Genomic DNA, 23,761 nt, shown 5'->3' with positions numbered 1-23,761 from the left:
CGGTATGACGACTGAGATGACGAACCCGGCCGGCGGCGTCGATGCCGCGCAGGCCGAGACCGCCGACCGGCGCAAGCGCATGGATCACGACCACCCGTTCTACAAGTGGGTGGTGCTGTCCAACACCACGTTGGGCATCCTGCTGGCCTCGATCAACGCCTCGATCGTGTTGATCTCGCTGCCCGCGATCTTCCGCGGGATCGGCCTGAACCCGTTGGCTCCCGGCAACGTCAGCTATCTGCTGTGGATGCTGATGGGCTACCTCGTGGTGACCGCGGTGCTCGTCGTGCCGTTCGGACGTCTCGGCGACATGTACGGCCGGGTCCGCATCTACAACCTCGGCTTCGTGGTGTTCACCGTGGCCGCGATCGCACTGTCCTTCGACCCGTTCCAACTCGGCGGCGGCGCGATCTGGCTGATCGGCTGGCGCGTGGTCCAGGGCGTCGGCGGCGCCATGCTGATGGCCTCGTCGTCGGCCATCCTCACCGACGCCTTCCCCGCCAACCAGCGCGGGATGGCGCTGGGCACCAACATGGTGGCCGCCGTCGCCGGATCGTTCCTCGGCCTGCTGATCGGCGGCTTCCTGTCCGAGTGGCACTGGAAGGCGGTCTTCTGGGTGGGCGTGCCGATCGGCATCATCGGCACCATCTGGAGCTACCGCTCGCTGAAAGAACTCGGGGTCCGCACCGCCGGACGGCTCGACTGGGCCGGCACACTCACCTTCGGGCTCGGCCTGACGGTGCTGCTGATCGGCATCACCTACGGCATCCAGCCCTACGGTGACTCGACCACCGGGTGGACCAGCCCATGGGTCCTCGGTTCCATCGCGATCGGCCTGCTGCTGCTGGTGGCCTTCTGCGTCGTCGAACTGAAGGTGTCGTCGCCGATGGTCGACATCCGGTTGTTCAAGTCGGCCGCGTTCGGGATGGGAAACCTCGCCGGGCTGATGTCCTCGGTGGGCCGCGGCGGGCTGCAATTCATGCTCATCATCTGGTTGCAGGGCATCTGGCTGCCGCTGCACGGCTACAGCTTCGAGTCCACCCCACTGTGGGCAGGCATCTACCTGCTGCCGGTCACCATCGGGTTCCTGGTCGCCGCGCCGATCGCCGGATCGCTGTCCGACCGCATCGGCGCGCGGCCGCTGACCGTCGGCGGCATGCTGCTGATGGCGGCCACCTTCGTGGCGCTCCTGATGATTCCGGTCAACTTCGACTACTGGGTTTTCGCGATCCTGGTCTTCCTCAACGGTCTGGGCGGCGGCATCTTCACCGCGCCCAACACGGCGGCGATCATGTCGAGCGCGCCGGCCGACCAGCGCGGCGCGGCCTCCGGTGTGCGGTCCACCTTCTTCAACGCAGGCAACTCGCTGTCGATCGGCATCTTCTTCTCACTGATGATCGTCGGGCTGGCCCACACGCTGCCCGCGGCGTTGACCAGCGGCCTGACACAGCAAGGTGTTTCGGCCTCGGTGGCCAACGATGTGGCGAACCTGCCCCCGGTCGGCAGCCTGTTCGCGGCGTTCCTGGGCTACAACCCGATGGCCGAGTTGCTCGCTCCCTACGACGCGCTGCATCAGCCGGGGGTGAACGCCGACGTGATCACCGGCCAGACGTTCTTCCCCCAGCTGATCACCGAACCGTTCCACTCCGGCCTGACGGTGGTGTTCACCGCGGCCGCCGTGATGATGGTGATCGGTGCGGTGGCGTCGATGTTCAGTGCCGGCCGCTATGGCACGGAGGCGGGGGCTGACAACGAGGCCTGAGCGAGCCTGTCAGCAAACGAATCTCGGGGCATCGGCAATGGCATACTCACCGCCATGGTCGTGCACAATCTGGCCGCTGCCGGGAGCGCCGCGTATTCCGTGGGCTATCTCCTCGGCGGGCTGCTGATCCCCGGGTTGGGGCTGCTGCTGCTGATCCTCGGTCTGGTTCGGCGTTCGTCATCGCGATCGCAGCCGAGCGGTCAGCCCGGCTATCCGCCGGGTGCCTACCCGCCACCCGGTTACCCGCAGGGCTACCCGCAGCCGGGTTATCCGCAACAGGGGTATCCACAACCCGGCTACCCACAACCGGGTTACCCCCAGCAGCCGGGCTACCCACCGGCCTACGGTGCGCCTCCCAAGAAGTCGGGTACCGCGATGATCGTGATCGGTGTGGTCCTCCTGGTGCTCGGCCTGTTGGGCTTGGCCGGGCGGATGGCGTCGCGCACGTCGGAGTCGAGCTCGGGGTCCGGGTCCACGAGGTCGGGCTCCTCCGGTGGCGACCTGGCGGTGGGGGGTTGCATCACCGGCGATCAGTACGCCAAGGCGGACATGAACCTCACCGCAGTCAGCTGCAGCGGAGCGGGAGCCATCTACGAGCTGGCGTCCAAAGGCGGCGGATCCGGGACCTGCCCGGACGGCAAACGGGACGACTCGCACTATGCGGTGCTGATGAACGAGTCTCGCATCTACTGCTTCATCCTGAACGTCGACGAGGGCGAGTGCTTCGACGTCAACGAGGCGAGCAAACGCGTCACCCCGGTGGAATGCTCCGACCCGAACGCCGTCACGAAGATCGTCAAACGGGTCGACGGATCGACAGACACCGCGGTGTGTAGTTCCCACGCGAAGGCGGTGGCATTCCCCGAGCCGGCGCGGGTCTACTGCGGGGAGGAGCCGTCATAGCCGCCCTACACTCGGGCCGGTGACCACCACACAACGCCGCGGGTTCAACGACGCCATCACGAGCTTCTGGAGTTTCGCCGCGCCGGCCTACGACCAGGGCTGCCTGCAGCGGTGGGTGTACCGGCCTGCCCAGGACGAGGTGATCGCGCAGCTGCAGCAGCGCGGCGCCCGCACGATCGCCGATATCGCCTGCGGTACCGGCATCATGGCCGATCGAATTCAGCGAGAACTGCAACCCGATGAGGTGTACGGCCTCGACATGTCCGACGGCATGCTCGCCCAGGCCCGCAAGCGTTCCGACCAGGTGCGGTGGAAGTCGGCCCCGGCCGAGGAACTGCCTTTTCAGGACGGGTTCCTCGACGCGGTGGTGACCACATCGGCCTTCCACTTCTTCGACCAGCCCGCCGCGCTCGCGGAGTTCTTTCGCGTGCTGGCGCCAGGGGGAATGGTGGCGGTGACGACGATGAGCCCCCGTCGTACCTTCCTGCCGCTGCACGCGCTGTCGGCCGACCTGGGTGCCCCCGCGCACAGCCCCACCGAGAAGGAGATGCGCGGGCTGTTCGAGGCGGCCGGATTCAGCGTCGCCGAACAGCACCGGGTGCGCCGGCCGGTGTGGACGCCGATCTCCGACGTCATCACAGTGGGTGTGAAGCCGTCGTGACCGAGAATGACGACAGCCCGCTCCAGATTCGCGGGTCAGTGCAACTGCGTCGGGACCGCTGTGCCACCTCGACCGCCGATCAACGGCTGCTCGACCGGCGCGGCCCAACCGACTGGGTGCACACCGATCCGTGGCGAGTGATGCGCATTCAGGGCGAGTTCGTCGACGGTTTCGACGCTCTCTCGGAAATGCCCAGAGCTGTCACAGTTTTCGGGTCAGCCAGGACGCAACCGCATTCGCCGGAGTACCGGTTGGGTGAAGAGCTGGGCATCGCGCTGGTGCGAGCGGGCTATGCGGTGATCACCGGCGGCGGCCCGGGCTCGATGGAGGCCGCCAACCGCGGGGCCAGCGAGTCCGGTGGTTTCTCCGTCGGACTCGGTATCGAACTGCCCTTCGAGCAGCGCCTCAACCACTGGGTCGATCTCGGCATCAACTTCCGCTACTTCTTCGTCCGCAAGACCATGTTCGTCAAATACGCGCAGGCATTCGTGTGCCTGCCAGGCGGATTCGGCACCCTCGATGAACTGTTCGAGGCGCTGACCCTGGTGCAGACGCACAAGGTCACCGAGTTCCCGATCATCCTGCTGGGCGTCGACTACTGGGCGGGCCTGATCGACTGGATCCGCAACACGGTGTTGCCCGGCGGCAAGATCGATGAATCCGATCTCGCCCTGATCCACTGCACCGACAGCGTGGCCGAGGCGGTGGACCTCATCGCCGCGTCCGCGGAGTAGCGGCGAAAGCGGGCCGAAGCGTCAGCCGAGCTCGACCACGACCGGAGCGTGATCGCTTGGTGCGGTGGTGCCCTTCTTGGGGCGGCGCTCGTCCTTCACGATCTCGGCGCCGGTGACGCGTGTCGCCAGGCCGGGAGAGCCGAGGATGAAGTCGATGCGCATGCCGCGCCGCTTCTGAAACGCCAGCTGGGTGTAATCCCAGTAGGTGTAGATTCCCGGCCCTTCCGTGAAAGGCCGCACCACATCGGTGAATTGGGCGTCGTGCATGGCCTGGAAGGCGGCGCGCTCGGGCTCGGACACATGGGTGCTGCCGTCAAAGGCGGCCATGTCCCAGACGTCTTCGTCCTTGGGGGCGATATTCCAGTCGCCGACCAGCGCGATGGGCTGCTCCGGATCGTCCTTCAACCAACCGGCGGCGGTATCCCGCAGGGCGGCAAGCCAATCCAGCTTGTAGGCGTAATGGGGATCGGCCAGGGTCCGGCCGTTGGGCACGTACAGGCTCCAGACTCGCACCCCGCCGCAGGTCGCTCCGAGTGCGCGGGCCTCGGCGGTGGCCTCTTCCTCGGGCTTGCTGCTCCACGTCGGTTGTCCGCTGAACCCGATCTCGACGTCGTCCAGGCCTACCCGCGAGGCGATCGCCACGCCGTTCCATTGGTTGAGCCCGATGTGGGCCACCTCGTAGCCCAACGCGGCGAACGGCATCATCGGGAACTGCGCGTCGGTGCACTTGGTTTCCTGCATGGCCAGCACGTCGACGTCGGCTCGCTCCAGCCAGTCGACCACGCGGTCGGCTCGGGTGCGGATGGAATTGACGTTCCAGGTGGCCAGGCGCATGGGGTTAGAGGTTACGGTCAGCGCGAACCGAGGACATCCTCGGCCGCGACATAGCGGGTCTGGTGGTGCAGCCGGAAACCCAGTCCGGTGTACAGCGCGATGGCCGCGTGATTGTCGACTTCCACCTGGACGTACGCCTGCCTCGTACCTGTCCCGGCGCCCCAGGCCAGCAGTGCCTCGCACACCGCGCGGGCGTGGCCCTGCCTGCGGTGGGCGGGGGACACGCGGACCGACGAGATGCCAAGCCAGGGTGTCCCGTCCGGGGCGCTCGTCACCGCACCCCGGCCGACGGCGCAACCGGGCACCGTCGCGAAGGTCACCTGCCCGTCGACCACCGCGGTCAGCACATCCACGGGGACATCGCGTTCATAGAGCCGCAGCCACTCCGCGTCCGGTTGCCGGGCCAGCGTGACGTCGGCAGGGGCGGCGGAGCCGGGTACTTCGCGCACCATCACCCGCGCCGGCTTGATGCCCGGGGTGCGGATCGGCAGCAGCCGCTCGGGCAGGGCAAGCCAGGTGGGCAGGTCGCGGTCGCGGTACCAGTCGCGCACCGCGGACAGATCGGCGATCTGTGCCGACACGCCCAGCGGAATCGCCGAATTGGCGCGGCTGGTGACGCCGTGTCCGGCGCGCAGCAGCCAACCGCCCAACCATTGCTGCTCGACACCGGGCCAGGCCAGTGCCGCCGCATGTTCGAGCGCCCGAATCTCGGAGGCGCGCACCGGGGCATGGGACAGCTCGCGCACGCTCACGATGTCGGCAGGTGCGACGTCGACGAGCTCGCCGTCCTTGGTGCGGATCAGCACGGTTGGCTCGACGCGCTCCAGATGACCGATCACGTCGGTCATCGGCTTCGCCGACCCGGCGGGCAGCCGGTACCGCAGGCTGACCCGCGACCCCTGCGCGGGTACCTCAGGCATCGGTGACCGGCATCAGTGACCGAACGGGTCGGGAACCTCGCCCGGCATCCAGGACAGGCCGGGCACGCCCCAGCCGTTGCGCTTGACGGTCTTCTTGGCCGCCCGCGCATACCGGCCCACGAGCCGGTCGATGTAGAGGAATCCGTCGAGGTGCCCGGTCTCGTGCTGCAGCATCCGGGCAAACAAGTCGGTGCCCTCGAGAGTGACCGGCGAACCGTCGGCATCCAGCCCGGTGACCCGCGCCCAGTCGGCCCGGCCGGTCGGGAAATTCTCGCCCGGTACGGACAGGCAGCCTTCCTCGTCGTCATCGGGGTCGGGCATCGTCTCGGGAACCTCGGAGGTCTCCAGCACCGGGTTGATGACGACCCCGCGGCGGCGGGTGGTGTGGCCCCGGGTCGGGGCGCAGTCATAGACGAACAACCGCTTGGCCACACCGATCTGGTTGGCGGCCAAGCCAACCCCGTTCGCGGCGTCCATGGTGTCGAACATGTCCTGGATGAGTTGGGGCAGGTCCGCGGGCAGCGAACCGTCCGGGCCGACAGGCACCGGCTCGGTCGGCGTGTGCAGAACGGGATCCCCGACGATGCAAATCGGTACGACGGCCATGGGGGAAGCTTAAAGTGGCAATCCTTCTCACCCGACTCGCGGGTTTATGTGTCAGCCGGACCCAGCAAGCCGTGGTTGAATAATCGCCGAACCACAGTGATGTCATTTCTCAAGTGTCGGAAGGGTCCAGGGAGCGATATGGACGGCGCCATGGCGCGGACTGAGCAATCCGGGGACGACTCTGATCTGAGCGATGGGCTCACCCGGCGCGAGCACGATATTTTGGCGTTCGAACGCCAATGGTGGAAGTACGCCGGCAGCAAGGAAGACGCGATCAAAGAGCTCTTCTCGATGTCGGCCACCCGTTACTACCAGGTGCTGAATGCGTTGGTGGACCGACCCGAGGCGCTGGCCGCAGACCCGATGCTGGTCAAGCGGCTGCGGCGGATGCGGGCGAGCCGGCAGAAGGCGCGGGCTGCGCGGCGGCTCGGCTTCGATATCACTACCTAGAGGTCACGCAATGAGGGATCGGGCGGTTCGCTCGATACAGTGGTGGCGATGAATCAGCGAGACTCCTCCGGGTTGCCCCTGCGTGCCATGGTGATGGTGCTGTTGTTCCTGGGGGTCGTGTTCCTGCTGGTCGGTTTCCAGGCGCTCGGCTCCGACGACGACTCTTCGGATCAGTCGTCGTCCGTGACCACGACCACCTCGACGACCACCACGAAGACCTCGGCAAAGGCCGAACCCGCACCAGAGGCCAAGGCCGACGTGCGCGTCTACAACGTTTCCGATGTCGCAGGTGCGGCCGAGACCACGGCCAACCGGTTGCGCGAGGCGCACTGGAATGTGACCGAGACCGGCAACCTGGCGTTGGAAGGTGTCACCGGCACCACGGTGTTCTTCGGTGAGACCGCGGGCGAGAAGGAAGCTGCCGAAGCCGTGGGCAAGGCGATCCAAGCGCCCGTCGAACCTCGGCGTGCGGAACTTCTCGAGCAACCACCGGGCGTGATCGTAGTAGTCACCGGCTAGGCTTTGGGCCATGCTGAAGCCCGTCAGTGTTGCCATGCTGTTCGCTGCCCCCGTTGTCGCGCTGAGCGCCTGCAGTCCGCCCGGACAGGTGCCGTCCGACACGCCCGGTACCACCCCGGCGATCTGGACCGGATCGCCGTCGCCGTCGGCCGCTCCCGGTGAGGGCGGCGGGCACGGTGCACCGGCCACCAGCGGCGGCGAGACCCTCACCGCGGAGCTGAAGACCGCAGACGGCACCTCGGTGGCAACCGCCGACTTCCAGTTCGCCGACGGCTTCGCCACCGTCACCGTCGAGACCACCGCTCCGGGCAAGCTGGCTCCGGGATTCCACGGCCTGCACATCCACTCGGTCGGCAAGTGCGAGGCCAACTCGGTGGCCCCCACCGGCGGTGCGCCCGGTGACTTCAACTCGGCCGGCGGCCATTTCCAGGTCTCCGGACACAGCGGCCACCCGTCCAGCGGTGACCTGAGCTCGCTGCAGGTCCGCGCTGACGGCTCGGGCAAGCTGGTGACCACCACCGACGCGTTCACCGCGGCGGACCTGCTCGGCGGAGCCAAGACCGCGATCATCATCCACGAGAAGTCGGACAACTTCGCCAACATCCCGCCGGAGAAGTACCAGCAGGTCATCGGCGGTGCTCCCGGCCCCGATCAGGCGACCTTGGCCACCGGCGACGCCGGCAGTCGGGTGGCGTGCGGTGTTATCGGCGCCGGCTGACAGCCGAATCGATTTCGCCGGGTCGCCCCGGCCAACTGTCGGCGTCGAATGGGAGTTCGCTCTCGTCGACGCCGACACTCGTGATCTGAGCAACGGCGCCGCCGAGGTGATCGCCGAGGTCGGCGAGAGCCCGCACGTGCACAAGGAGTTGCTGCGCAACACCATCGAGATCGTCACCGGCATCTGTGAGAACACCGGTGAGGCGATGGAGGACCTGCGCAGCACCCTCGGGCCCGTGCGCAAGATCGTGCATGACCGCGGCATGGAGCTGTTCTGCGCGGGTACCCATCCGTTCGCGAAATGGTCGGCGCAGCAGCTCACCGACGCGCCGCGGTACGCCGAGCTGATCAAGCGCACCCAGTGGTGGGGTCGCCAGATGCTGATCTGGGGTGTGCACGTGCACGTCGGGATCTCCTCGGCGCACAAGGTGATGCCGATCATCTCGTCGCTGCTCAATCAATACCCGCACCTGCTGGCACTGTCGGCGTCCTCACCGTTCTGGGACGGTGAGGACACCGGGTACGCCAGCAACCGGGCGATGATGTTCCAGCAGTTGCCCACCGCCGGCCTGCCGTTCCAATTCCAGACCTGGCCGGAGTTCGAGGGCTTCGTGCACGATCAGAAGAAGACCGGCATCATCGATCACCTCAACGAGATTCGTTGGGACATCAGGCCGTCGCCACATCTGGGCACCGTCGAGGTGCGGATCTTCGACGGAGTGTCCAACGTGCGTGAGCTCGGTGCACTCGTGGCCCTGACCCACTGCCTGATCGTCGACCTGGACCGCAGGCTCGACGCGGGCGAGCAGTTGCCCACCATGCCGCCCTGGCACGTGCAGGAGAACAAGTGGCGTGCCGCGCGTTACGGCCTGGACGCCGTGATCATCCTGGACGCGGACAGCAATGAGCGGTTGGTCACCGAAGACCTCGATGATCTGCTCAATCACCTTGAGCCGGTGGCCAAGTCATTGGGATGCTCCGACGAGCTCGCCGCAGTGACCGACATCTACCGCGGCGGCGGCTCGTATCAGCGGCAGCGCCGGGTGGCAGAGGAGAACGACGGCGACCTCCGCGAAGTCGTCGACGCGCTGGTCGGCGAACTCCAGCTGTAATCCTCAGGCCAACCGGATGTCGGTGTCGTAGCGGGGCGCCTCATCGCCGTTTCGGGGATGAATTGCCTTGTAGTGCACCGCAACATACGGCCAGGCCTGCATGGCGGCGACCCCGTCCAGGCCGCGGATGCTCTCGTCGAGCACAGTGAGCAGATCCTCGCCGCGGGCGGTCACCACCTCGGCCAGCACGTCCCACCGGCCGGCCGTCAACGCCACGTACGACACCGTGTCCACGCGGGTCAGGGCCTCGGCCACCTTTTGAGCGCCGGCCCGGCCGTCGGTACGGAGCGCCACCCAACTGCTGTGGCGGTAGCCGAGCCGCAGCGGGTTGGCGATGCACATCACCCGGGCCGCGCCCGTCTCCACCATCCGGTTGTACCGAACCCGGATGGTGGTCTCGGACAAGCCCAGCGCAGAAGCGAAGTCGCGGAAGGCGGCGCGGCCGTCGACGGCCAGGCGCGTCAGGATCGCCCGGTCGATGTCGTCGAGTGGGCGCGGACGCACCGCGCCGTCGGCGAGCACACCGGAGAGCCGGGCCTGCTGATAATGCAGCCGAAGGTAGGGCAGCAGTTCGACCGAACGGACGCCGGGCCGCGTCGCGATCTTGCCGAAGGCGACATCGTGCAGTTCGCGGGCGTCGGTACAGACCAGTTCCAGGACCACGCCGTACGGTCCGGTCGTCGCCGTCACGTAATCCGCTTCGGGGAGCCGCGCGAGCTCGGCGGCGAGCTCGACCGGCGTGCGCGTTCCGTCGACGGTCAGCAGAGCCAGCCCCAGCGAACCGAATCCGAGCACCGCCGGATCGGTGATGGCGGCGATGGTCATGTAGCCCTCGTCCAGCAGCCGCGAAACCCGGCGGCGCGCAGCCTTTTCCGTGACATCGGCACGACGGGCCAGCTCCGCGTAGGGAATACGGCCATCGGCTTGCAGCAGTTCGATCAGTTGGCGGTCGACCGCGTCGAGGTCGGTGTAGCCCGGGTCGGACAGCAGCGTGCGGGTTGCCTCAAGCTCCGCTGACGGTGGCATCACCCGAGGTTACCGGCTGCCGGTGCTTGCCAACCCCATAGGCGAGGACGATCCTGGCGACATGACGGTCTCACCGATGTTTCCTCTCGAAGTGGCCATGCTGCCCGGCCAGGAACTGCCGTTGCGGATTTTCGAACCGCGCTACGTGGCGATGGTGGGCGACTGTATGGCCATGTCAGAGCCGTCTTTCGGAGTAGTGCTGATCTCGGCCGGCCGCGAGGTGGGCGGCGGTGACCGCCGGTGCGACGTCGGGGCGCGGGCCTTGATCGTGGACTGCCAGGAATTCGGTGTGGGCAAGTACCGGCTGCTGTGCCTCATGGGTGAGCGCATCCGGGTGCAGCGCTGGCTCGACGACGACCCGTATCCGCGGGCCGAGATCGAACTCTGGCCCGACGAACCCGACGGCCGGGCGGACGCCGCCCGGATCAGCGATGTCGAAGACCGGATGGTGGCACTGCTCGACCGGATCGGGGAGGCTCGCGGCACACCGATCCGCAGCCGCGAGATCGTGGAGTCGGCCGGCGTCGACCCGGAGAACCGCCTGTACGCCTTGGCCGCTCGGTTGCCGATCGGGCAGGCCGACCGCTACTCGCTGCTGGCGGCGCCGTCGGAAGCCGCCCGGGTCGAGGTGCTCAGCGAGGCAGTGGACACCGTCACCGCGATGGTGGAGTTTCAGCTTTCGGAGTGAGCACGCGGCTTCGGTGCTTCGGACGGCGATAACTCTGTCCCTACCCGGGCGAATTGGTGTGCCGGGCCCGGTGTGATGTCCGCTTCCGGCACTGTGGCGAATGTGCAGGTTTTTCAGGCAGATTCAACGATCCGCCGGCAGAAGCTGCACGCTCGTCACAGGGGCCGGCACCCTACATCTCCCTAGGACTCGGTCAGTACACCTTCGACGAACTCGGTGGACATGGTGCCCTCGGTGAGGTCGGCAGGCATCGCGCGGTGATAGCGCGCCATCAGGTCGTCGGAAGGCAGGGCCGCCACCTCCCAGCAGTGCTCACCGAGCCAATCGGGCACGTGCGCGCGGTCCTCGATGAACCACAGCTGTTCCGGATCGGGCATGTCGTCGCCGGCTTCGGCGGCTTCGGCCCGCATCTTCGCGATGTGCTCACGGCGGCGGGCCAGGTGGTCTTCGGAGAAGAACCCGGCGCTGAACGCCTCGACCGCGATGCGGCTGTCCCGTGCCGAGAGCTCCGTGATGCGCTCGAACAGCAGGTCCTGCGCTTCGGCGGGCAGGTAGGGCAGCAGGCCTTCGACCGACCACGCCGTCGGCTCGGTCGCGTCGAAACCCGCATCCCGCAACGCCTTCGGCCAGTCCTGGCGCAGGTCGACAGGGACGGCGACATGCCGGGCTTTGGGTGTCACCCGGTGCGCCGCGAGGACGTCCTCCTTGAAGCGCAGCACCTGCGGCTGGTCGATCTCGAACACCACGCTGTCGTGGATCCAGGGCAACCGCCAGGCACGGGCGTCCAGGCCGGCGGCCAGGATCACCGACTGCCGGATACCCGCCGCGCCGGCGGCGAGGAAGAACTCGTCGAACCATTTGGTGCGAGACGCGGCGTAATTGCCGATGGCGCGAATCCGCTGAGCCATCGCGCCGGTGGGCGGACGCCAGCCCCGCGCGGCCGCGGCGTCGAGAAACAACTGCGCGTACGGGTCGGTGAACAGCGGAGTATCGGATGCGGTCTCGTGGGCGCGGGCCATCGCCACCCCGAGCGCGGTGGCGCCCACGCTCTCGGTGATGTCCCAGCTGTCGTCGTCAGTTCTGGCCATTACCTTCAGTCTCCCCGAACTCGGCCATCTCGTCCCGCGTCAGCAGGTTCTCCCGGTTGCGCTGCTCACGGTAGGCCAGTTGCCCCACGCGGTTGGCGATCACCGGCGCGGTGATCAGCGTGAACAAACCGGTGAGGATCAACATGCCGACATCGGCGTGGCCCCGGAGCCGGATCGCCGCACCGGCCAGCACCAGCAGCAGCCCGAGTACCTGGGGCTTGGTCGCCGAATGCATCCGCGACATGGTGTCGCCGAACCGCACGATGCCGATCGCGGCGGTCAAGGCCAGGGTCGACCCGGCCAGAATCAAGACCGCGGTCACGATGTCGAGCAGGTTCATGGCACCCACTTCCGCCGCGGTTCATCGGTATCGGGCACGCGGAACCGCGCCACGCTCACCGAACCGACAAAGCTGATCAACGCCAACGCCGTCAGGCTGTAGGTCACCGTGGTGTCGAGGCTGTACGCCGCCCAGGTGCCGATACCGCAGAGCGTGACGGCCACCAGGGTGTCCAGCGCGACCAACCGGTCCAGGGTGCTCGGCCCGGCCAGCAGGCGAAACATCGTGATCGCCGCGGCGGCGGTCAACATGACCGCGGCAATCGTCCACACGGTGCTCATGCGCGATCCTCCTTGTTCGCCGCGGGGCGCCAATCGGACTCGCGCTCGAAGGCCCGCACCAAAAGTCGCTGCAGGGTGGTGATCTGGCTGTGGAACCGGTCGATGGCCTTCTCGGAGCCGACATCGACGACGTGTACGTAGATCAGCCTGCGGGTCTGGTCGATCTCCAGCACGATGGTGCCCGGGGTCAGGTTGATGATGTTGACCCCGAGGGCCAGGACCAGATCCGACTTGATCGCCAGATGTGCCCGCAGTACCGCGTTGACCGGCAGTGGCCCTGGCCGAACGGCCAGCCAAGCCATCTGGAAGGAGGACATCACCAACCAGACGCTGACCTGAATGACCAACCGCGCCAACGACAGCAGATGTACCCGGCCCTCCACCGGGACGGCGGGCAACGGGAGCAACACCGTGATCAGCACGGCGATAGCCAGACCCGACAGGATGTTCGCCGCGGAGATGCTGCCCCACAACAGCACCCACACGAGCATCAGCCAGCACAGGATCCAGGCCCGAAGCAGCAGCCACCTCATCGCTGATCACCCCCGAGCACCGCCGAGATGTACTGTCCACGGTCCAGTACCTCGGCTGCCGCGCGCTCGCTGTAGGAGAAGATCGGTCCGGCCAGCACCGTCAACGCCAGCCCTACCGCGATCAGAACGCCTGTCGGAGCCAACATTCCCATCGGCATGCGGCCGACGCTGTCGCGGTCGGCGAACTCGATGTCCTCGATATCGTCGAGCAGCACTGCCGGTGCCGCCCCGGCGAGGTGCCCCTCTGGTGCGTCGGCGCGGGCGCGCCAGAACGCCTTCGTCCACACGCGGGCCACCACGTAGAGCGTCAGCAGACTGGTGACCACACTGCCGGCCACCAGGGTCCAGGCCAGTGGCGAACCGTTGGCGGCGCCCGCCTCCAGCAGCGCCACCTTGCCGATGAAGCCCGAGAACGGCGGGATGCCACCGAGGTTCAGCGCAGGCACCACGAACACGAACGCCAGCACCGGGCTGGCCGCGGCGAGCCCGCCCAGCCGTTGCAGCGTCGATGCCCCGGCCTGCCGCTCGATCAGACCGACGACCAGGAACAACGTTGTCTGCACCACGATGTGGTGGGCCACGTAGTAGATCGCACCGGACATGCCCAGCTGGTTGGCCAGTGCGACACCGAACACCATGTAGCCGATATGGCTGACCAGGGTGAAGGACAACAGGCGTTTGATATCGCTCTGGGCGATCGCGCCGAGGATGCCGATGATCATGGTGAGCAGACCGGCCACCAGCAGGACGTTGTCCAGCTCGCCGCCGGGGAACAGCAGCGAATGCGCCCGGATGATCGCGTACACACCGACTTTCGTCAGCAGGCCGGCGAACACCGCGGTGACCGGAGCGGGCGCGGTGGGGTAGGAATCCGGCAGCCACGCCGACAGGGGGAACACCGCGGCCTTGATGCCGAACGCCACCAGCAGCACGGCGAACAGTGCGGTGCGGGTGCCCGACGGAATGTCGTCGAGACGCAACGCCAATTCGGCCATGTTCAGCGTCCCGGTCGCGGCGTACACCAGCGCGATGCCGATCAGGAAGATCAACGACGACACCATCGACACCAGCACGTAGGAGATGCCTGCGCGGACGCGGTCCTCGCTGGCGCCGATGGTCAGCAGGACGAAGCTCGCGGCCAGCAGTACCTCGAAGCCGACGAACAGATTGAACAGGTCACCCGCCAGGAACGCGGTGCACACACCGGCCGACAGCACCAGATAGGTGGGCAGGAAGATCGACGTCGGCTGGCGTTCGTCGCCGTCGCGGATGCCCTGCCCGATGGCGTACGCGACCACCGCGAGCAACACGATGGCCGACACCACGAGCATGAGCGCCGAAAGCCGGTCCACCACCAGGGTGATGCCCAACGGCCCCATGCCGGGCACACTCTGGCCCCAGCCGCCGACGTGCAGGACCAGGGTGCCGTCCCGGTCGGCCAGGTAGACCAGCGCCGCGCACACCACCACCACGGCCGTCAGCGCGAACTGGGTGATGAGCCGTTGCAGCCGGGGACGGCGACCGGCCACCAGCGTTGCCGCCGCGCCCAGCGCCGGGATCAGCACGGGCAGCGGGATCAGAGCCTGGGCGGCGTTCATGCGCGATCCGCCTTCGCTTCTCGCTGGTTCACTTCGACCCCTCGAATCCCGGCAGCGCATCGAGTTCGTCGGGCGCGTCGGTGTCGCGGTTGGGATCGGCCTGCGGAATGACTTCTTCCTCCGGGCCCGACTGCTGCGACACCCGGGTGTCCTCGGGATCGTTGCTGACCTCTTCGACCGTGGTGAGTCGATAGGAGCGGTACGCCAGCGCCAGCACGAAGGCCGCCAGCCCCATGCTGATGACGATCGCGGTGAGGATCATGCCCTGGGCCAGCGGGTCGGCGTCGGTGGTGGCGCCGTTGCTGGTGCGTCCGCGGATCGGCGGGTTACCCGACCTGCCGCCGACCGTGAGGATCAACAGGTTGACGGCATTGCCGATCAGCAACAGCCCCAACAGCATCCGGGTCAGGTTGCGTTCGAGCAGCAGGTAAACGCCGGTGCTGGTGAGGCCACCGATGATGATCAAGGGGACCAGGAATGTCGTCATCGGGCGATCTCCGTATCCACGCGGGCGCCGAGGCTGCGCAAGATGTCGAGCACCAAACCGACAACGATGAGATACACCCCCAGGTCGAAGAACAACGCGGTCACCATCTTGACCGAACCGAGCACCGGCACGTCGAACTGCAGGACGGCCGAGGACAGTGCGGGCGCACCCAACAGGATCGAGGCGACCGCAGTGCCCGCCGAGAGGCCGAGCCCGGTGCCGAGGATCTTGCCCGCGTCGAGCGGCAGCGTCTCGCCCAGTTCGTAGCGGCCGCCGGCCAGGTACCGCAGCACCAGCGCCAGCCCCGCGGTCAATCCGCCTGCGAAGCCGCCGCCGGGGGTGTTGTGGCCGGCGAAGAAGAAGTACGCCGAGAGCACCATGATGAGCGGGAAGATGACGCGGGTCGCGACTTCCAGCACCAGGGAGCGGTGTCGCGGGTCGCGCAGCTCGCTGCCGCGCAGCCAGGTGACGTCGCCGACGGCGGGGCTGTACGCCCCGATGGGGCCGATGTCGGGCTGGCCGACCGTCGGCTGCCCGACGGCGGTGCTGACACGCGGCGCGGCACCGAATCGCCGGTGCCGGAACACAAGTGACGCCACACCCGTCGCGGCCACCAGCAACACCATGACCTCGCCCATGGTGTCCCAGGCGCGGATGTCGACCAGCAGCACGTTCACCGCGTTCGCGCCGTGCCCGCGGTAGTAGGCGGCGTCGGGGATCAGCTCGGCGATACCCACCCCGTTGCGGGCGGCCATCGCGAACACCGCGAGCGTCGTGACCGCGGCTCCCACCGCCAGCGCCAGCGCGGCGCGCGCCAGCCGGTGGCGGTTGATGTTGGTGGCGTTGGCCTCGGCCGGCAGGATCCGCAGGACCAGCACGAAGATCACCAAAACCAGTGTCTCGACCAGGAATTGGGTCAACGCCAGATCGGGTGCGCCGTGGAAGGCGAAGATCGCGCCGCAGCCGTAGCCGGTCACCCCGACCAGCAGCACCGCGGCCAGGCGGTTACGCATCACCGTCGCGCCGATCGCGGCGGCCAGCATCAGCAACCCGATCACCACCTGCAGCGGCGAATCCCACAGCTGGAAGTCCGGGCGGTCCCGGGCGCCCAGCGCCAGCATCACGATGGGCAGCACCACCAGCGTCGACAGGATCACCGACTGGGTGGCCGGCAGCGAGCCGCGCTGCGTCCCACCCGTCAGCCGCACCGACATGACGTCCAGACCGCGGATCACCGCGTCGTACATGCGGTCCGCATTGCCCAGCGGTTGATAGGCGAACCGGGTGCGGGGCAACCGGTTCCGTCCGAAGAACACGGCAGTGCCGACGGCGAGCACGACCACCGAGAGCAGCAGCGGCAGGCCGAACCCGTGCCACAGGGCCAGGTGGTAGCCCGACCCGCCGGGCATGGTGTTGGCGTATTCGTCGAGCACCGAGTCCATGCCGGCGGGCCACAGCCCGAAGCCGAGGCCCGCGGCGGCCAGCGTCGCCGGCGCGGTCAGGAAAGTGGATGACGGCCGGTGCATCTCGGCGACACGGGTGCTCGGCTTCGGCAGCCCCTTGGCTGCGAACGCGCCCCACATGAAGCGCAGGCTGTAGATGGTGGTGAACACCGAACCCAGCACGATTCCGGTCAGTACCCACGGAGCCGCGGAGCCGAGAGCCGGGCTGTGCAGCACGGTCTCGAGGTCGGCCTCCTTGGCGACGAAGCCGAAGAACGGTGGCAGCGCGGCCATGCTCGCGGTGGCACACGCGGCGATGATCAGCAGTGGCTTGCATTGGCGGCCCAACCCGGCGAGGCGGCGGATGTCGCGGGTGCCGGTGGTGTGGTCGATGATGCCGACCACCATGAACAGCGCGGCCTTGAACATCGCGTGCGCACACAGCATGGCCAGCCCGGCCAGCATCATGTCGCTGCCGCCGGTGCCCACCATCACGGTGATCAGGCCGAGCTGGCTGACCGTGCCGAACGCCAGGATCAGCTTCAGGTCGTATTCACGGACGGCGCGCCAACCGGCCAGCAGCATCGTGAGCAACCCCAGCCCGACGACCATCGGCCGCCACAGCGGAGTGTCGGCGAAGCCCGGTGCCATCCGCGCCACCAGGTAGACACCGGCCTTGACCATCGCCGCGGCGTGCAGATAGGCGCTGACGGGCGTGGGCGCGGCCATCGCGCCGGGCAGCCAGAAGTGCATCGGCACGATCGCCGATTTGGACAGCGCGCCGATCAGGATCAGCGCAATTCCGATCGCGGCCGCGGTGCCGCCCGGGGGAGAGGCGATCAACTCCGAGAGCAGGTAGGTGCCGGACAGGTGGCCGAGCACGATGATGCCGACGAGCATCGCCAACCCGCCGAACGTCGTCACCAGGAGCGCCTGGGTGGCCGCCCGCCGGCTGGTCGCCCGCTCGGCATAGTGGCCGACCAGCAGGAACGACAACACGGTGGTGGTTTCCCAGAAGATGTAGAGCACCAGCATGTTGTCGCTGACCACCAGGCCGAACATGGATCCGGAGAAGGCCACGAGCTCGGCCGCGAAGCTGGGCAGCCGCTTCTCGATCTTCCCGTCGTGGTGGTGGAAGTACTCGCCGCAATAGAAGAGGACCAGCGCCCCGATGGCCAGCACCAGCACACTCATGATGGCCGCGAGCGAGTCGAACCGCAGCGTGATGTCCATCGACAGCTCGTGCACCCACGGGATGCTCAGCGTCGGGACGCGGTCGTGGCTCGGCCAGTTCAAGCCGACCCAGACCAGGGAACCGAGTGGCACCAACGCCAACGGATAGAACGCTCGCCGCCCCCATTTGGCCACCAGAAGGGGCGCCAGCGCGGTGGCGACCGCGTGGGCGAGCAGAACGGCGAGCATGGCACTCCGATCGGGTTGGGGTCGGGGTGTCAGCCTTATGGCTATGGCTTTGGGTTAACACGCAGTCTACGGGGCGGCTCATCGCTAGCATCGGCTGATGGCCGCGGGCGAGGTCGTGGTGGTCGGCGCCGGACCGACCGGATTGATGCTGGCCTGCGAGCTCGCGCTCGGCGGAGCGCAGGTCACGGTGCTGGAGGAACGCACCTCCACGCCGAACATCACCCGGGCCTTCGCGGTGCATGCCCGGACCCTCGAACTGCTCGACGGCCGCGGGCTGGTGGATGAGTTGCTGAGCCGCGGCGTCGAGGTGCACGAGGTGGCTCCGCCCGGCGGCGCCACGCTGAATCTGCGAGAGCTGCCGACCCGGTTCGGCATGGTGTTGATCGTTCCGCAGAGCGGCACCGAGCATGTGCTCGAAGCCCGTGCCGCCGAACTCGGCGTGCAGGTGCGTCGTGGCGCCGAGGTGGTCGGGCTGCGCCAGGATGGCGGGGCCGTCAGCGTGGAGCTGACGGGCGGGGAGACCCTGAGCGCCGAGTACGTGGTCGGCTGCGACGGAGCCCACAGCACGGTGCGGCGGCTGGTCGGCATCGACTTCGTCGGCAAACAGTACGAGACCCACATCCTGCTGGCCGATGTCCGGCTCGCCTCGCCACCCGAGGAGACGCTGTTCGCCCGGACCGGGACCGAGGGCGTGGTGCTGTTCGTGCCGTTCGGCGACGGCTGGTTCCGCGCCATCGCGTGGGACCGGCTGCGCGAACGGGCGCCGCTCGAGGAGCCCGTGACGCTCGACGAGATGCGCGACGCGTTCCACCGCATCGCCGGCGACGACTTCGGCATGAGCGACATGCGCTGGAGTTCGCGCTTCCTCAGTGAGCGGCGCCAGGCCCGGCACTACCGGTCCGGGCGGGTGTTCCTGGCAGGCGACGCCGCGCACGTGCATTCGCCGCTGGGCGGGCAGGGCATGAACACCGGCCTCGGCGACGCGTTCAACCTCGGCTGGAAGCTGGCGCTCGCGGTACCCGGTCAGGCCCCGCCGTGGCTGCTGGACAGTTACGAACGCGAGCGCCATCCCGTCGGGGCAGGCGTGCTGCGGTTGACCGATACGTTCAACCAGATCGTGCTGAGTTCGGCGGCATCGCGCCGGCTGCGGGTGCTGGTGTTGGGCACGGTGTTGCGCATACCTCGGGCCCGACGATTCGTGGCCGAACGGCTCAGCGGCATCGGTATCGCCTATCCGCGGTCGAAGAACGAGGACTGGTTGGTCGGACGCCGCATGGCCGATGTGGACTGCGGCGGGACGCGACTGTACGAACTGCTTCGCGCCGGCAAGTTCGTGCTCGTCACGGCGGAGGCGGTGGACGTCGGTGACTGTGATGTGGTGCAGGCGATCGACAATCGGCCCGAGTTGCCCGACGCGGTGCTGGTCCGCCCGGACGGCTACGTGGCCTGGGCCAGTGAGCGGTTGCCGCACGCGGCGGAGGTGCGGGCGGCGATCACCCATTGGATGTCCGCTGCGGGGTAGGCATCTCGGCGGAAGCGTGCCTCAGAAGTACCGCAGCCACACGTACACCCAGGCCAGGACGGTACTGAGCGCGGTGACCACAAGGCCGTACCGGGTGAACCGCCAGAAGCTGATCGGATGCCCGGCCCGCTTGGCGATGCCGATGGCCACCACGTTGGCACTGGCCGCGATGGCCGTGCCGTTGCCGCTGAAGCAGGCACCGAGCGCGAATGCCCACCACAGTGCCTGGCCCGTCTGGGCCTCGGGGGCCTGGGCCACCATGTCCTCCACCACCGGCGTCATCGTCGCGGTGTAGGGAATGTTGTCGACGAATGCACCGACGATCGCCGAACCGAACAGCAGGGCCGTCGCCGCCCCGAACCAGTTGTCGCCGAACGCCGATTCGGCCACCGACCCGAGCGCTCCGATGACGCCCGTGTGGACCAACCCGGCGACCATGACGAACAGACCCATGAAGAACACCAGGGTCGGCCACTCGACCTCCGGCAGCACCTCGGCCACATCGATGTCGGTCACCAGCAGCATCGCGCCGGCGCCCAGCAGTGCGACGATCGACGGCGCCACGTGCAAAACCGAATGCAGCGCGAACCCGACGATCACCACGTTGAGCACCAGAAGGGAGCGCAGCAGCAGGCGCTTGTCCTTGATCGCGCGGTGTTCCTGCAGGGCCATCACCTCGTCGATGTGCACCTTGTCGGCGCGCAGGTCTGAACGGAACAGCACCCGGGTGAACATGACGAACAGCGCGAAGATGATGACCACGATCGGCGCCATGTGGATCAGGAAGTCGTTGAAGGTCAGGCCGGCGCGGCTGCCGATGATGATGTTCGGCGGATCGCCGATCAGGGTCGCGGCGCCGCCGATGTTGGAGGCCAGCACCTCGGCGATCAGGTAGGGCTGCGGCGGGATCCGCAGCCGGTCGCAGATCACCAGGGTCACCGGTGCGATCAGCAGGATGATGGTCACGTTGTCGAGCACCGGCGAGGCGAATGCGGTGATCGCCATCAGCATGACCATCAGCCGGAACGGATTGCCGCGCGAGCGTTTGGCAGCCCAGATCGCGAGGAAGTCGAAGAGTCCGGTCTGCTTGATGACACCGACGATCACCATCATCCCGAGCAGCAGGAAGATGACGTTCCAGTCGATGCCCTGATGCTCGGAGTGAAAAACCTCGGCGCCCGGGATCAACCCGAGCAGGGCCATCAGGCCGGCGGCGACCAGGACGGTCTTGACCTTGTCGGCTCGCTCGGTGGCGATGAACCAGAAGGCGACGACGAAGATCGTCAGCGCCAGGTATGGGGCGAGCGAAGCGACGGGGAGTAGGCCAGTAGCCAGCACAAGCTGAGGGGGTCAGTCGCCGGGCCCGGCGACCGCGAGGCTGGTCAGCAACCGTTCGAGCGTGACCGCCCCGGTGAGGCGTCCGCTTCGGTCGACGACGGCGATCAGCGGGCTGCGCTTGTTGGCCATCACAGTGGCGATCTCCAACAGCGTCGCGTCGGGCGTCACGGTCGCCGGCTTGGTCGCCGGTCCCGGCAGACAGTCACCGACGGTGAGCTTGCCCGGGCCGTGCCAGAACAGATCGGCATGGATCTCGTCGACGGTGCGGACCAACGCCGGATCGTCTTGGTAGGACTCGGGAATCGCCAAGCGCAGCACCTGCGTGCCCGGCAGCACCGCCACCGGGCGGTCGTCGTCATCGACCACCACCAGGCCGGGAAGCCGGTTGACCACCATCAGCTGGACGGCCTTCGAGACGGGGTCGTCGATCCGCACGGTCGGCAGGTGGGCCGCGATTTCGTGTGCCTGCATGAGCTCGTTCCAATGCGTCGCTAGTGTCATCGTCCTCGTTCTCCGATCAATTCGGGACGGCTGTGCGCAACGACGGTCCGAGTTCACGTCGGCGTTCACGTCGGCTCCGGCGGTGGCTGCCAGTGTGGGTGACGCGCAGGACGGTGACCATCGGGGCTGACACCCATTCCGCGGGGGGTGTTGCCTGTATGGACAAGAGCACGCCTCGCGGGTCACGCTGGTGAGGTGAAACCGGCGCGCACCCCGGCGGCCGCGTTGTTCCGTCGGGTGTTCCTGATCAACGGGTTGATCTTCACGCTGGGCACCCTGATCCTCGCGCTGTCACCGGCCTCGGTGTCCTCACGGATAAAACTCACCGAAATCCCAGTTTTGGTCATAGGTTTGGCGATTATCCTGGCTGCCAACGCGCTACTCCTGAGATCGAGTCTTGCCCCACTGGATCGGCTCGCCGCGTCAATGCGGCGGGTCGATCCGCCCAGGCGCAGCGACCGCGTCGACGACCGTGGCAGCGGCGATCTGCAGCACCTGATCGAGTCGTTCAACGCCATGCTCGACCGGCTGGAGACCGAACGAACCACGGCGAGCGCGTCCGCGTTGGCGGCCCAGGAGAACGAACGTCAGCGCATCGCACGGGAATTGCACGACGAGATCGGCCAGACGCTCACCGTCGCACTGCTCACGCTCAAGCGGGCGGTCGACCGGTCCCCGGAGTCGATTCATGCCGAACTCGCCGATGCGCAGGAGATCGTGCGGTCCAGTCTCGACGAGGTGCGCGACATCGCCCGACGGCTGCGCCCGGACGCGTTGGAGGATCTCGGGCTGCACAGTGCGCTCAACGCACTGTGCAACGACTTCGCCCAGGCGTCCGGTATTGCGGTCGTCAAACACATTGCGCCGCAATCGGACCGCCTGAAGCCGGACATCGAGCTGGTGTGTTACCGGATCGCCCAGGAGAGCCTGACGAACGTGGCACGGCATTCCGGGGCGAGCAAGGTGTGGCTCGATCTGCACACCGGCGCAACGGAGTTGACCTTGCGCATCGCCGATGACGGGCGTGGCGGCGTGGATGCCGAGGGCGCGGGTATCAACGGAATGCGAGAGCGGGCCCTGCTGGTGAACGCGATCCTGACGATCAGCTCACCGCAGGACGGCGGCACCGAAGTGCGGCTGGTGATTCCGGTGCGGGGCACCTGAATGCCGGCCCGGATCCTGCTCGCCGATGATCACGCGCTGGTCCGCAGCGGGCTGCGGATGATCATCGATGCCGAACCCGACCTACGGGTGGTGGCCGAGGCTGCCGACGGGTACGAGGCGCTGAGCGCTCTGGACGCGACGCCGGTGGACCTGGCGATCCTCGACATCGCGATGCCGCGGATGACCGGGTTGCAGGCCGCGCGGGAGATCAACCGGACTCACCCCACCGTGCGGATCCTGATCCTGTCGATGTACGACAACGAGCAGTACTTCTTCGAGGCGCTCAAGGCCGGGGCGTCGGGCTATGTGCTGAAGTCGGTGGCCGACCGCGATCTGTTGGAGGCCTGCCGGGCGACCATGCGCGGCGAGCCGTTCCTGTACGCCGGCGCGGTGACGGCACTGATCCGCGACTATCTGCACCGGTCACGTCAGGGCGGCGAGTTGCCGGACACCATCCTCACCCCGCGGGAGGAAGAGGTGCTCAAGCTGATCGCCGAGGGCTACTCGACCCGGGAGATCGCCGCGACGCTGACCATCAGCGCCAAGACCGTGGACCGGCACCGAACCAACATCCTGGCCAAGCTCGGGCTGCGGGATCGGCTGGCGCTGACCCGCTACGCGATCCGCGCCGGGCTCATCGAACCGTGAGCCCAGATCGGAATGGCATGTGACACAACGCCGATGCCCCAACCCATGATCGGCCAGACCGGCCAGAAGTACCAACCGCCACCGCCGAGTCCGACGGCCAGCCAGATGCCGAGCATGAGCAGCGAGCCGGCGAGGTAGGCGGCCAGGTGGATCCGGACGCTCATCCGGGCGGCCCGCTGTTGGGCCGCGCGAAGGCGGGGGTCGTGACGACGGAGGCGGTTGACGGGTAGGTCGGCCGTCAGTTGGCGGAGATCGCCGGCGGTCTGCGCCTGGAACGTCGACTGCAGCCGAGCCTCGTATTCGGGCATGGCCAGGTAGCCCTGGGTGAGGGCCCGGCCGAGATCGTCGGCGGTGCGTTCGCGCTCCCGATCGCCTGCGCGGGTGGTTTCAACGGTGTGTAGGGCGGTGTCGGCCATCTCAACTCCCGTGAATCTAGTCAGTGACAAGTTGACTATCCCACCAGAA

Annotated in this window: 26 protein-coding genes; 12 read left to right on the top strand and 14 right to left on the bottom strand. The window is 67.6% G+C overall.

Annotated elements, in window-relative coordinates:
• Positions 1–4: 4 nt before the first annotated feature.
• The 4 genes from G6N57_RS01745 to G6N57_RS01730 are packed head-to-tail and all read left to right on the top strand — an operon-like array spanning position 5 to position 4,060.
• Positions 5–1,762, top strand: coding sequence for an MFS transporter (locus tag G6N57_RS01745; protein ID WP_174814448.1), 1,758 nt, complete (start codon positions 5–7; stop codon positions 1,760–1,762).
• 54 nt (positions 1,763–1,816) lie between these two features.
• Positions 1,817–2,665, top strand: a complete 849-nt coding sequence (locus tag G6N57_RS31760; protein ID WP_077742566.1) for an LppU/SCO3897 family protein — start codon at positions 1,817–1,819, stop codon at positions 2,663–2,665.
• Positions 2,666–2,684: 19 nt separating this feature from the next.
• Complete coding sequence (locus tag G6N57_RS01735; protein WP_077742565.1) at positions 2,685–3,326, top strand: class I SAM-dependent methyltransferase; 642 nt, start codon at positions 2,685–2,687, stop codon at positions 3,324–3,326.
• Complete coding sequence (locus G6N57_RS01730; protein WP_077742564.1) at positions 3,323–4,060, top strand: LOG family protein; 738 nt, start codon at positions 3,323–3,325, stop codon at positions 4,058–4,060. The genes G6N57_RS01735 and G6N57_RS01730 overlap by 4 nt, the downstream gene beginning before the upstream one ends.
• A gap of 21 nt (positions 4,061–4,081) precedes the next feature.
• Here the strand turns inward: G6N57_RS01730 and G6N57_RS01725 are convergent, their stop codons facing one another.
• The 3 genes from G6N57_RS01725 to G6N57_RS01715 are packed head-to-tail and all read right to left on the bottom strand — an operon-like array spanning position 4,082 to position 6,420.
• Entirely contained in the window at positions 4,082–4,894 is an 813-nt protein-coding gene (locus G6N57_RS01725; protein WP_174814447.1) for an exodeoxyribonuclease III, read from the bottom strand.
• A gap of 17 nt (positions 4,895–4,911) precedes the next feature.
• Positions 4,912–5,814: an N-acetylglutamate synthase, CG3035 family gene (locus tag G6N57_RS01720; RefSeq protein WP_077742563.1), complete on the bottom strand. Its 903-nt coding sequence runs from the start codon at positions 5,812–5,814 to the stop codon at positions 4,912–4,914.
• A 12-nt stretch (positions 5,815–5,826) separates the two neighbouring features.
• Positions 5,827–6,420: a peptide deformylase gene (locus G6N57_RS01715; RefSeq protein ID WP_077742562.1), complete on the bottom strand. Its 594-nt coding sequence runs from the start codon at positions 6,418–6,420 to the stop codon at positions 5,827–5,829.
• Between the two features lie 138 nt (positions 6,421–6,558).
• Here G6N57_RS01715 and G6N57_RS01710 point away from each other — a divergent pair, with 138 nt between their 5' ends.
• Genes G6N57_RS01710 through G6N57_RS01695 form a run of 4 tightly spaced genes read left to right on the top strand, consistent with a single transcriptional unit; the run spans position 6,559 to position 9,218 of the window.
• Entirely contained in the window at positions 6,559–6,870 is a 312-nt protein-coding gene (locus G6N57_RS01710) for a nucleoid-associated protein NapA (protein WP_029110770.1), read from the top strand.
• A gap of 48 nt (positions 6,871–6,918) precedes the next feature.
• On the top strand, positions 6,919–7,389 hold the full coding sequence (locus tag G6N57_RS01705) for a LytR C-terminal domain-containing protein (protein ID WP_174814446.1): 471 nt from the start codon (positions 6,919–6,921) through the stop codon (positions 7,387–7,389).
• A gap of 10 nt (positions 7,390–7,399) precedes the next feature.
• Positions 7,400–8,107 carry a superoxide dismutase[Cu-Zn] gene (sodC, locus tag G6N57_RS01700; protein ID WP_077742561.1) on the top strand — a complete coding sequence of 236 codons (708 nt, stop codon included), beginning with the start codon at positions 7,400–7,402 and terminating at the stop codon, positions 8,105–8,107.
• Positions 8,088–9,218 (top strand): glutamate--cysteine ligase, encoded by a 1,131-nt coding sequence (locus tag G6N57_RS01695; RefSeq protein WP_077742560.1) that lies wholly within the window; start codon positions 8,088–8,090, stop codon positions 9,216–9,218. Before sodC ends, G6N57_RS01695 begins: the two co-directional genes overlap by 20 nt.
• 3 nt (positions 9,219–9,221) lie before the next feature.
• On the opposite strand, the gene G6N57_RS01690 is transcribed toward G6N57_RS01695, so the two are convergent.
• Positions 9,222–10,244, bottom strand: coding sequence for an Lrp/AsnC family transcriptional regulator (locus G6N57_RS01690; RefSeq protein WP_077742559.1), 1,023 nt, complete (start codon positions 10,242–10,244; stop codon positions 9,222–9,224).
• Between the two features lie 61 nt (positions 10,245–10,305).
• On the opposite strand from G6N57_RS01690, the gene G6N57_RS01685 reads away from it, so the two are divergent.
• A complete protein-coding gene (locus G6N57_RS01685; RefSeq protein ID WP_077742681.1) occupies positions 10,306–10,932 on the top strand; it encodes an LON peptidase substrate-binding domain-containing protein in 627 nt (208 codons plus the stop codon).
• 182 nt (positions 10,933–11,114) lie between these two features.
• Here G6N57_RS01685 and G6N57_RS01680 read toward each other — a convergent pair whose 3' ends face one another.
• From G6N57_RS01680 to G6N57_RS01650, 7 genes are read right to left on the bottom strand one after another with little or no spacing between them, the layout of a single operon-like run.
• Positions 11,115–12,020, bottom strand: coding sequence for an SAM-dependent methyltransferase (locus tag G6N57_RS01680; RefSeq protein ID WP_077742558.1), 906 nt, complete (start codon positions 12,018–12,020; stop codon positions 11,115–11,117).
• Entirely contained in the window at positions 12,007–12,360 is a 354-nt protein-coding gene (locus tag G6N57_RS01675) for a cation:proton antiporter (RefSeq protein WP_077742557.1), read from the bottom strand. The genes G6N57_RS01680 and G6N57_RS01675 overlap by 14 nt, the downstream gene beginning before the upstream one ends.
• On the bottom strand, positions 12,357–12,641 hold the full coding sequence (locus tag G6N57_RS01670) for a monovalent cation/H+ antiporter complex subunit F (protein WP_055110539.1): 285 nt from the start codon (positions 12,639–12,641) through the stop codon (positions 12,357–12,359). Before G6N57_RS01670 ends, G6N57_RS01675 begins: the two co-directional genes overlap by 4 nt.
• The gene (locus tag G6N57_RS01665) at positions 12,638–13,174 is read right to left on the bottom strand and encodes a Na+/H+ antiporter subunit E (RefSeq protein ID WP_077742556.1); all 537 of its coding nucleotides are present in this window, start codon (positions 13,172–13,174) and stop codon (positions 12,638–12,640) included. The genes G6N57_RS01670 and G6N57_RS01665 overlap by 4 nt, the downstream gene beginning before the upstream one ends.
• On the bottom strand, positions 13,171–14,772 hold the full coding sequence (locus G6N57_RS01660; RefSeq protein WP_077742555.1) for a Na+/H+ antiporter subunit D: 1,602 nt from the start codon (positions 14,770–14,772) through the stop codon (positions 13,171–13,173). The genes G6N57_RS01665 and G6N57_RS01660 overlap by 4 nt, the downstream gene beginning before the upstream one ends.
• A gap of 28 nt (positions 14,773–14,800) precedes the next feature.
• Positions 14,801–15,259 carry a Na(+)/H(+) antiporter subunit C gene (locus G6N57_RS01655; RefSeq protein ID WP_077742554.1) on the bottom strand — a complete coding sequence of 153 codons (459 nt, stop codon included), beginning with the start codon at positions 15,257–15,259 and terminating at the stop codon, positions 14,801–14,803.
• On the bottom strand, positions 15,256–18,123 hold the full coding sequence (locus G6N57_RS01650) for a Na+/H+ antiporter subunit A (RefSeq protein ID WP_077742553.1): 2,868 nt from the start codon (positions 18,121–18,123) through the stop codon (positions 15,256–15,258). The genes G6N57_RS01655 and G6N57_RS01650 overlap by 4 nt, the downstream gene beginning before the upstream one ends.
• A gap of 97 nt (positions 18,124–18,220) precedes the next feature.
• On the opposite strand from G6N57_RS01650, the gene G6N57_RS01645 reads away from it, so the two are divergent.
• Positions 18,221–19,645, top strand: coding sequence for an FAD-dependent oxidoreductase (locus tag G6N57_RS01645; RefSeq protein ID WP_077742552.1), 1,425 nt, complete (start codon positions 18,221–18,223; stop codon positions 19,643–19,645).
• Between the two features lie 21 nt (positions 19,646–19,666).
• On the opposite strand, the gene G6N57_RS01640 is transcribed toward G6N57_RS01645, so the two are convergent.
• Positions 19,667–20,983 carry an ArsB/NhaD family transporter gene (locus tag G6N57_RS01640; RefSeq protein ID WP_174814445.1) on the bottom strand — a complete coding sequence of 439 codons (1,317 nt, stop codon included), beginning with the start codon at positions 20,981–20,983 and terminating at the stop codon, positions 19,667–19,669.
• A gap of 12 nt (positions 20,984–20,995) precedes the next feature.
• Positions 20,996–21,454: a CBS domain-containing protein gene (locus G6N57_RS01635; protein ID WP_055110533.1), complete on the bottom strand. Its 459-nt coding sequence runs from the start codon at positions 21,452–21,454 to the stop codon at positions 20,996–20,998.
• A 225-nt stretch (positions 21,455–21,679) separates the two neighbouring features.
• On the opposite strand from G6N57_RS01635, the gene G6N57_RS01630 reads away from it, so the two are divergent.
• Together G6N57_RS01630 and G6N57_RS01625 are read left to right on the top strand one after the other, a co-directional pair.
• Positions 21,680–22,648, top strand: a complete 969-nt coding sequence (locus G6N57_RS01630) for a sensor histidine kinase (protein WP_077742551.1) — start codon at positions 21,680–21,682, stop codon at positions 22,646–22,648.
• The gene (locus tag G6N57_RS01625) at positions 22,649–23,296 is read left to right on the top strand and encodes a response regulator (protein ID WP_077742550.1); all 648 of its coding nucleotides are present in this window, start codon (positions 22,649–22,651) and stop codon (positions 23,294–23,296) included.
• On the opposite strand, the gene G6N57_RS01620 is transcribed toward G6N57_RS01625, so the two are convergent.
• Positions 23,263–23,712 (bottom strand): DUF1707 domain-containing protein, encoded by a 450-nt coding sequence (locus G6N57_RS01620; protein WP_077742549.1) that lies wholly within the window; start codon positions 23,710–23,712, stop codon positions 23,263–23,265. The genes G6N57_RS01625 and G6N57_RS01620 overlap by 34 nt on opposite strands.
• Between the last annotated feature and the right edge of the window lie 49 nt (positions 23,713–23,761).

This window comes from Mycolicibacterium boenickei, from assembly GCF_010731295.1.
Taxonomy (GTDB): Bacteria; Actinomycetota; Actinomycetes; order Mycobacteriales; family Mycobacteriaceae; genus Mycobacterium; species Mycobacterium boenickei.
This window is presented reverse-complemented; position numbering and strand designations above follow the sequence as displayed.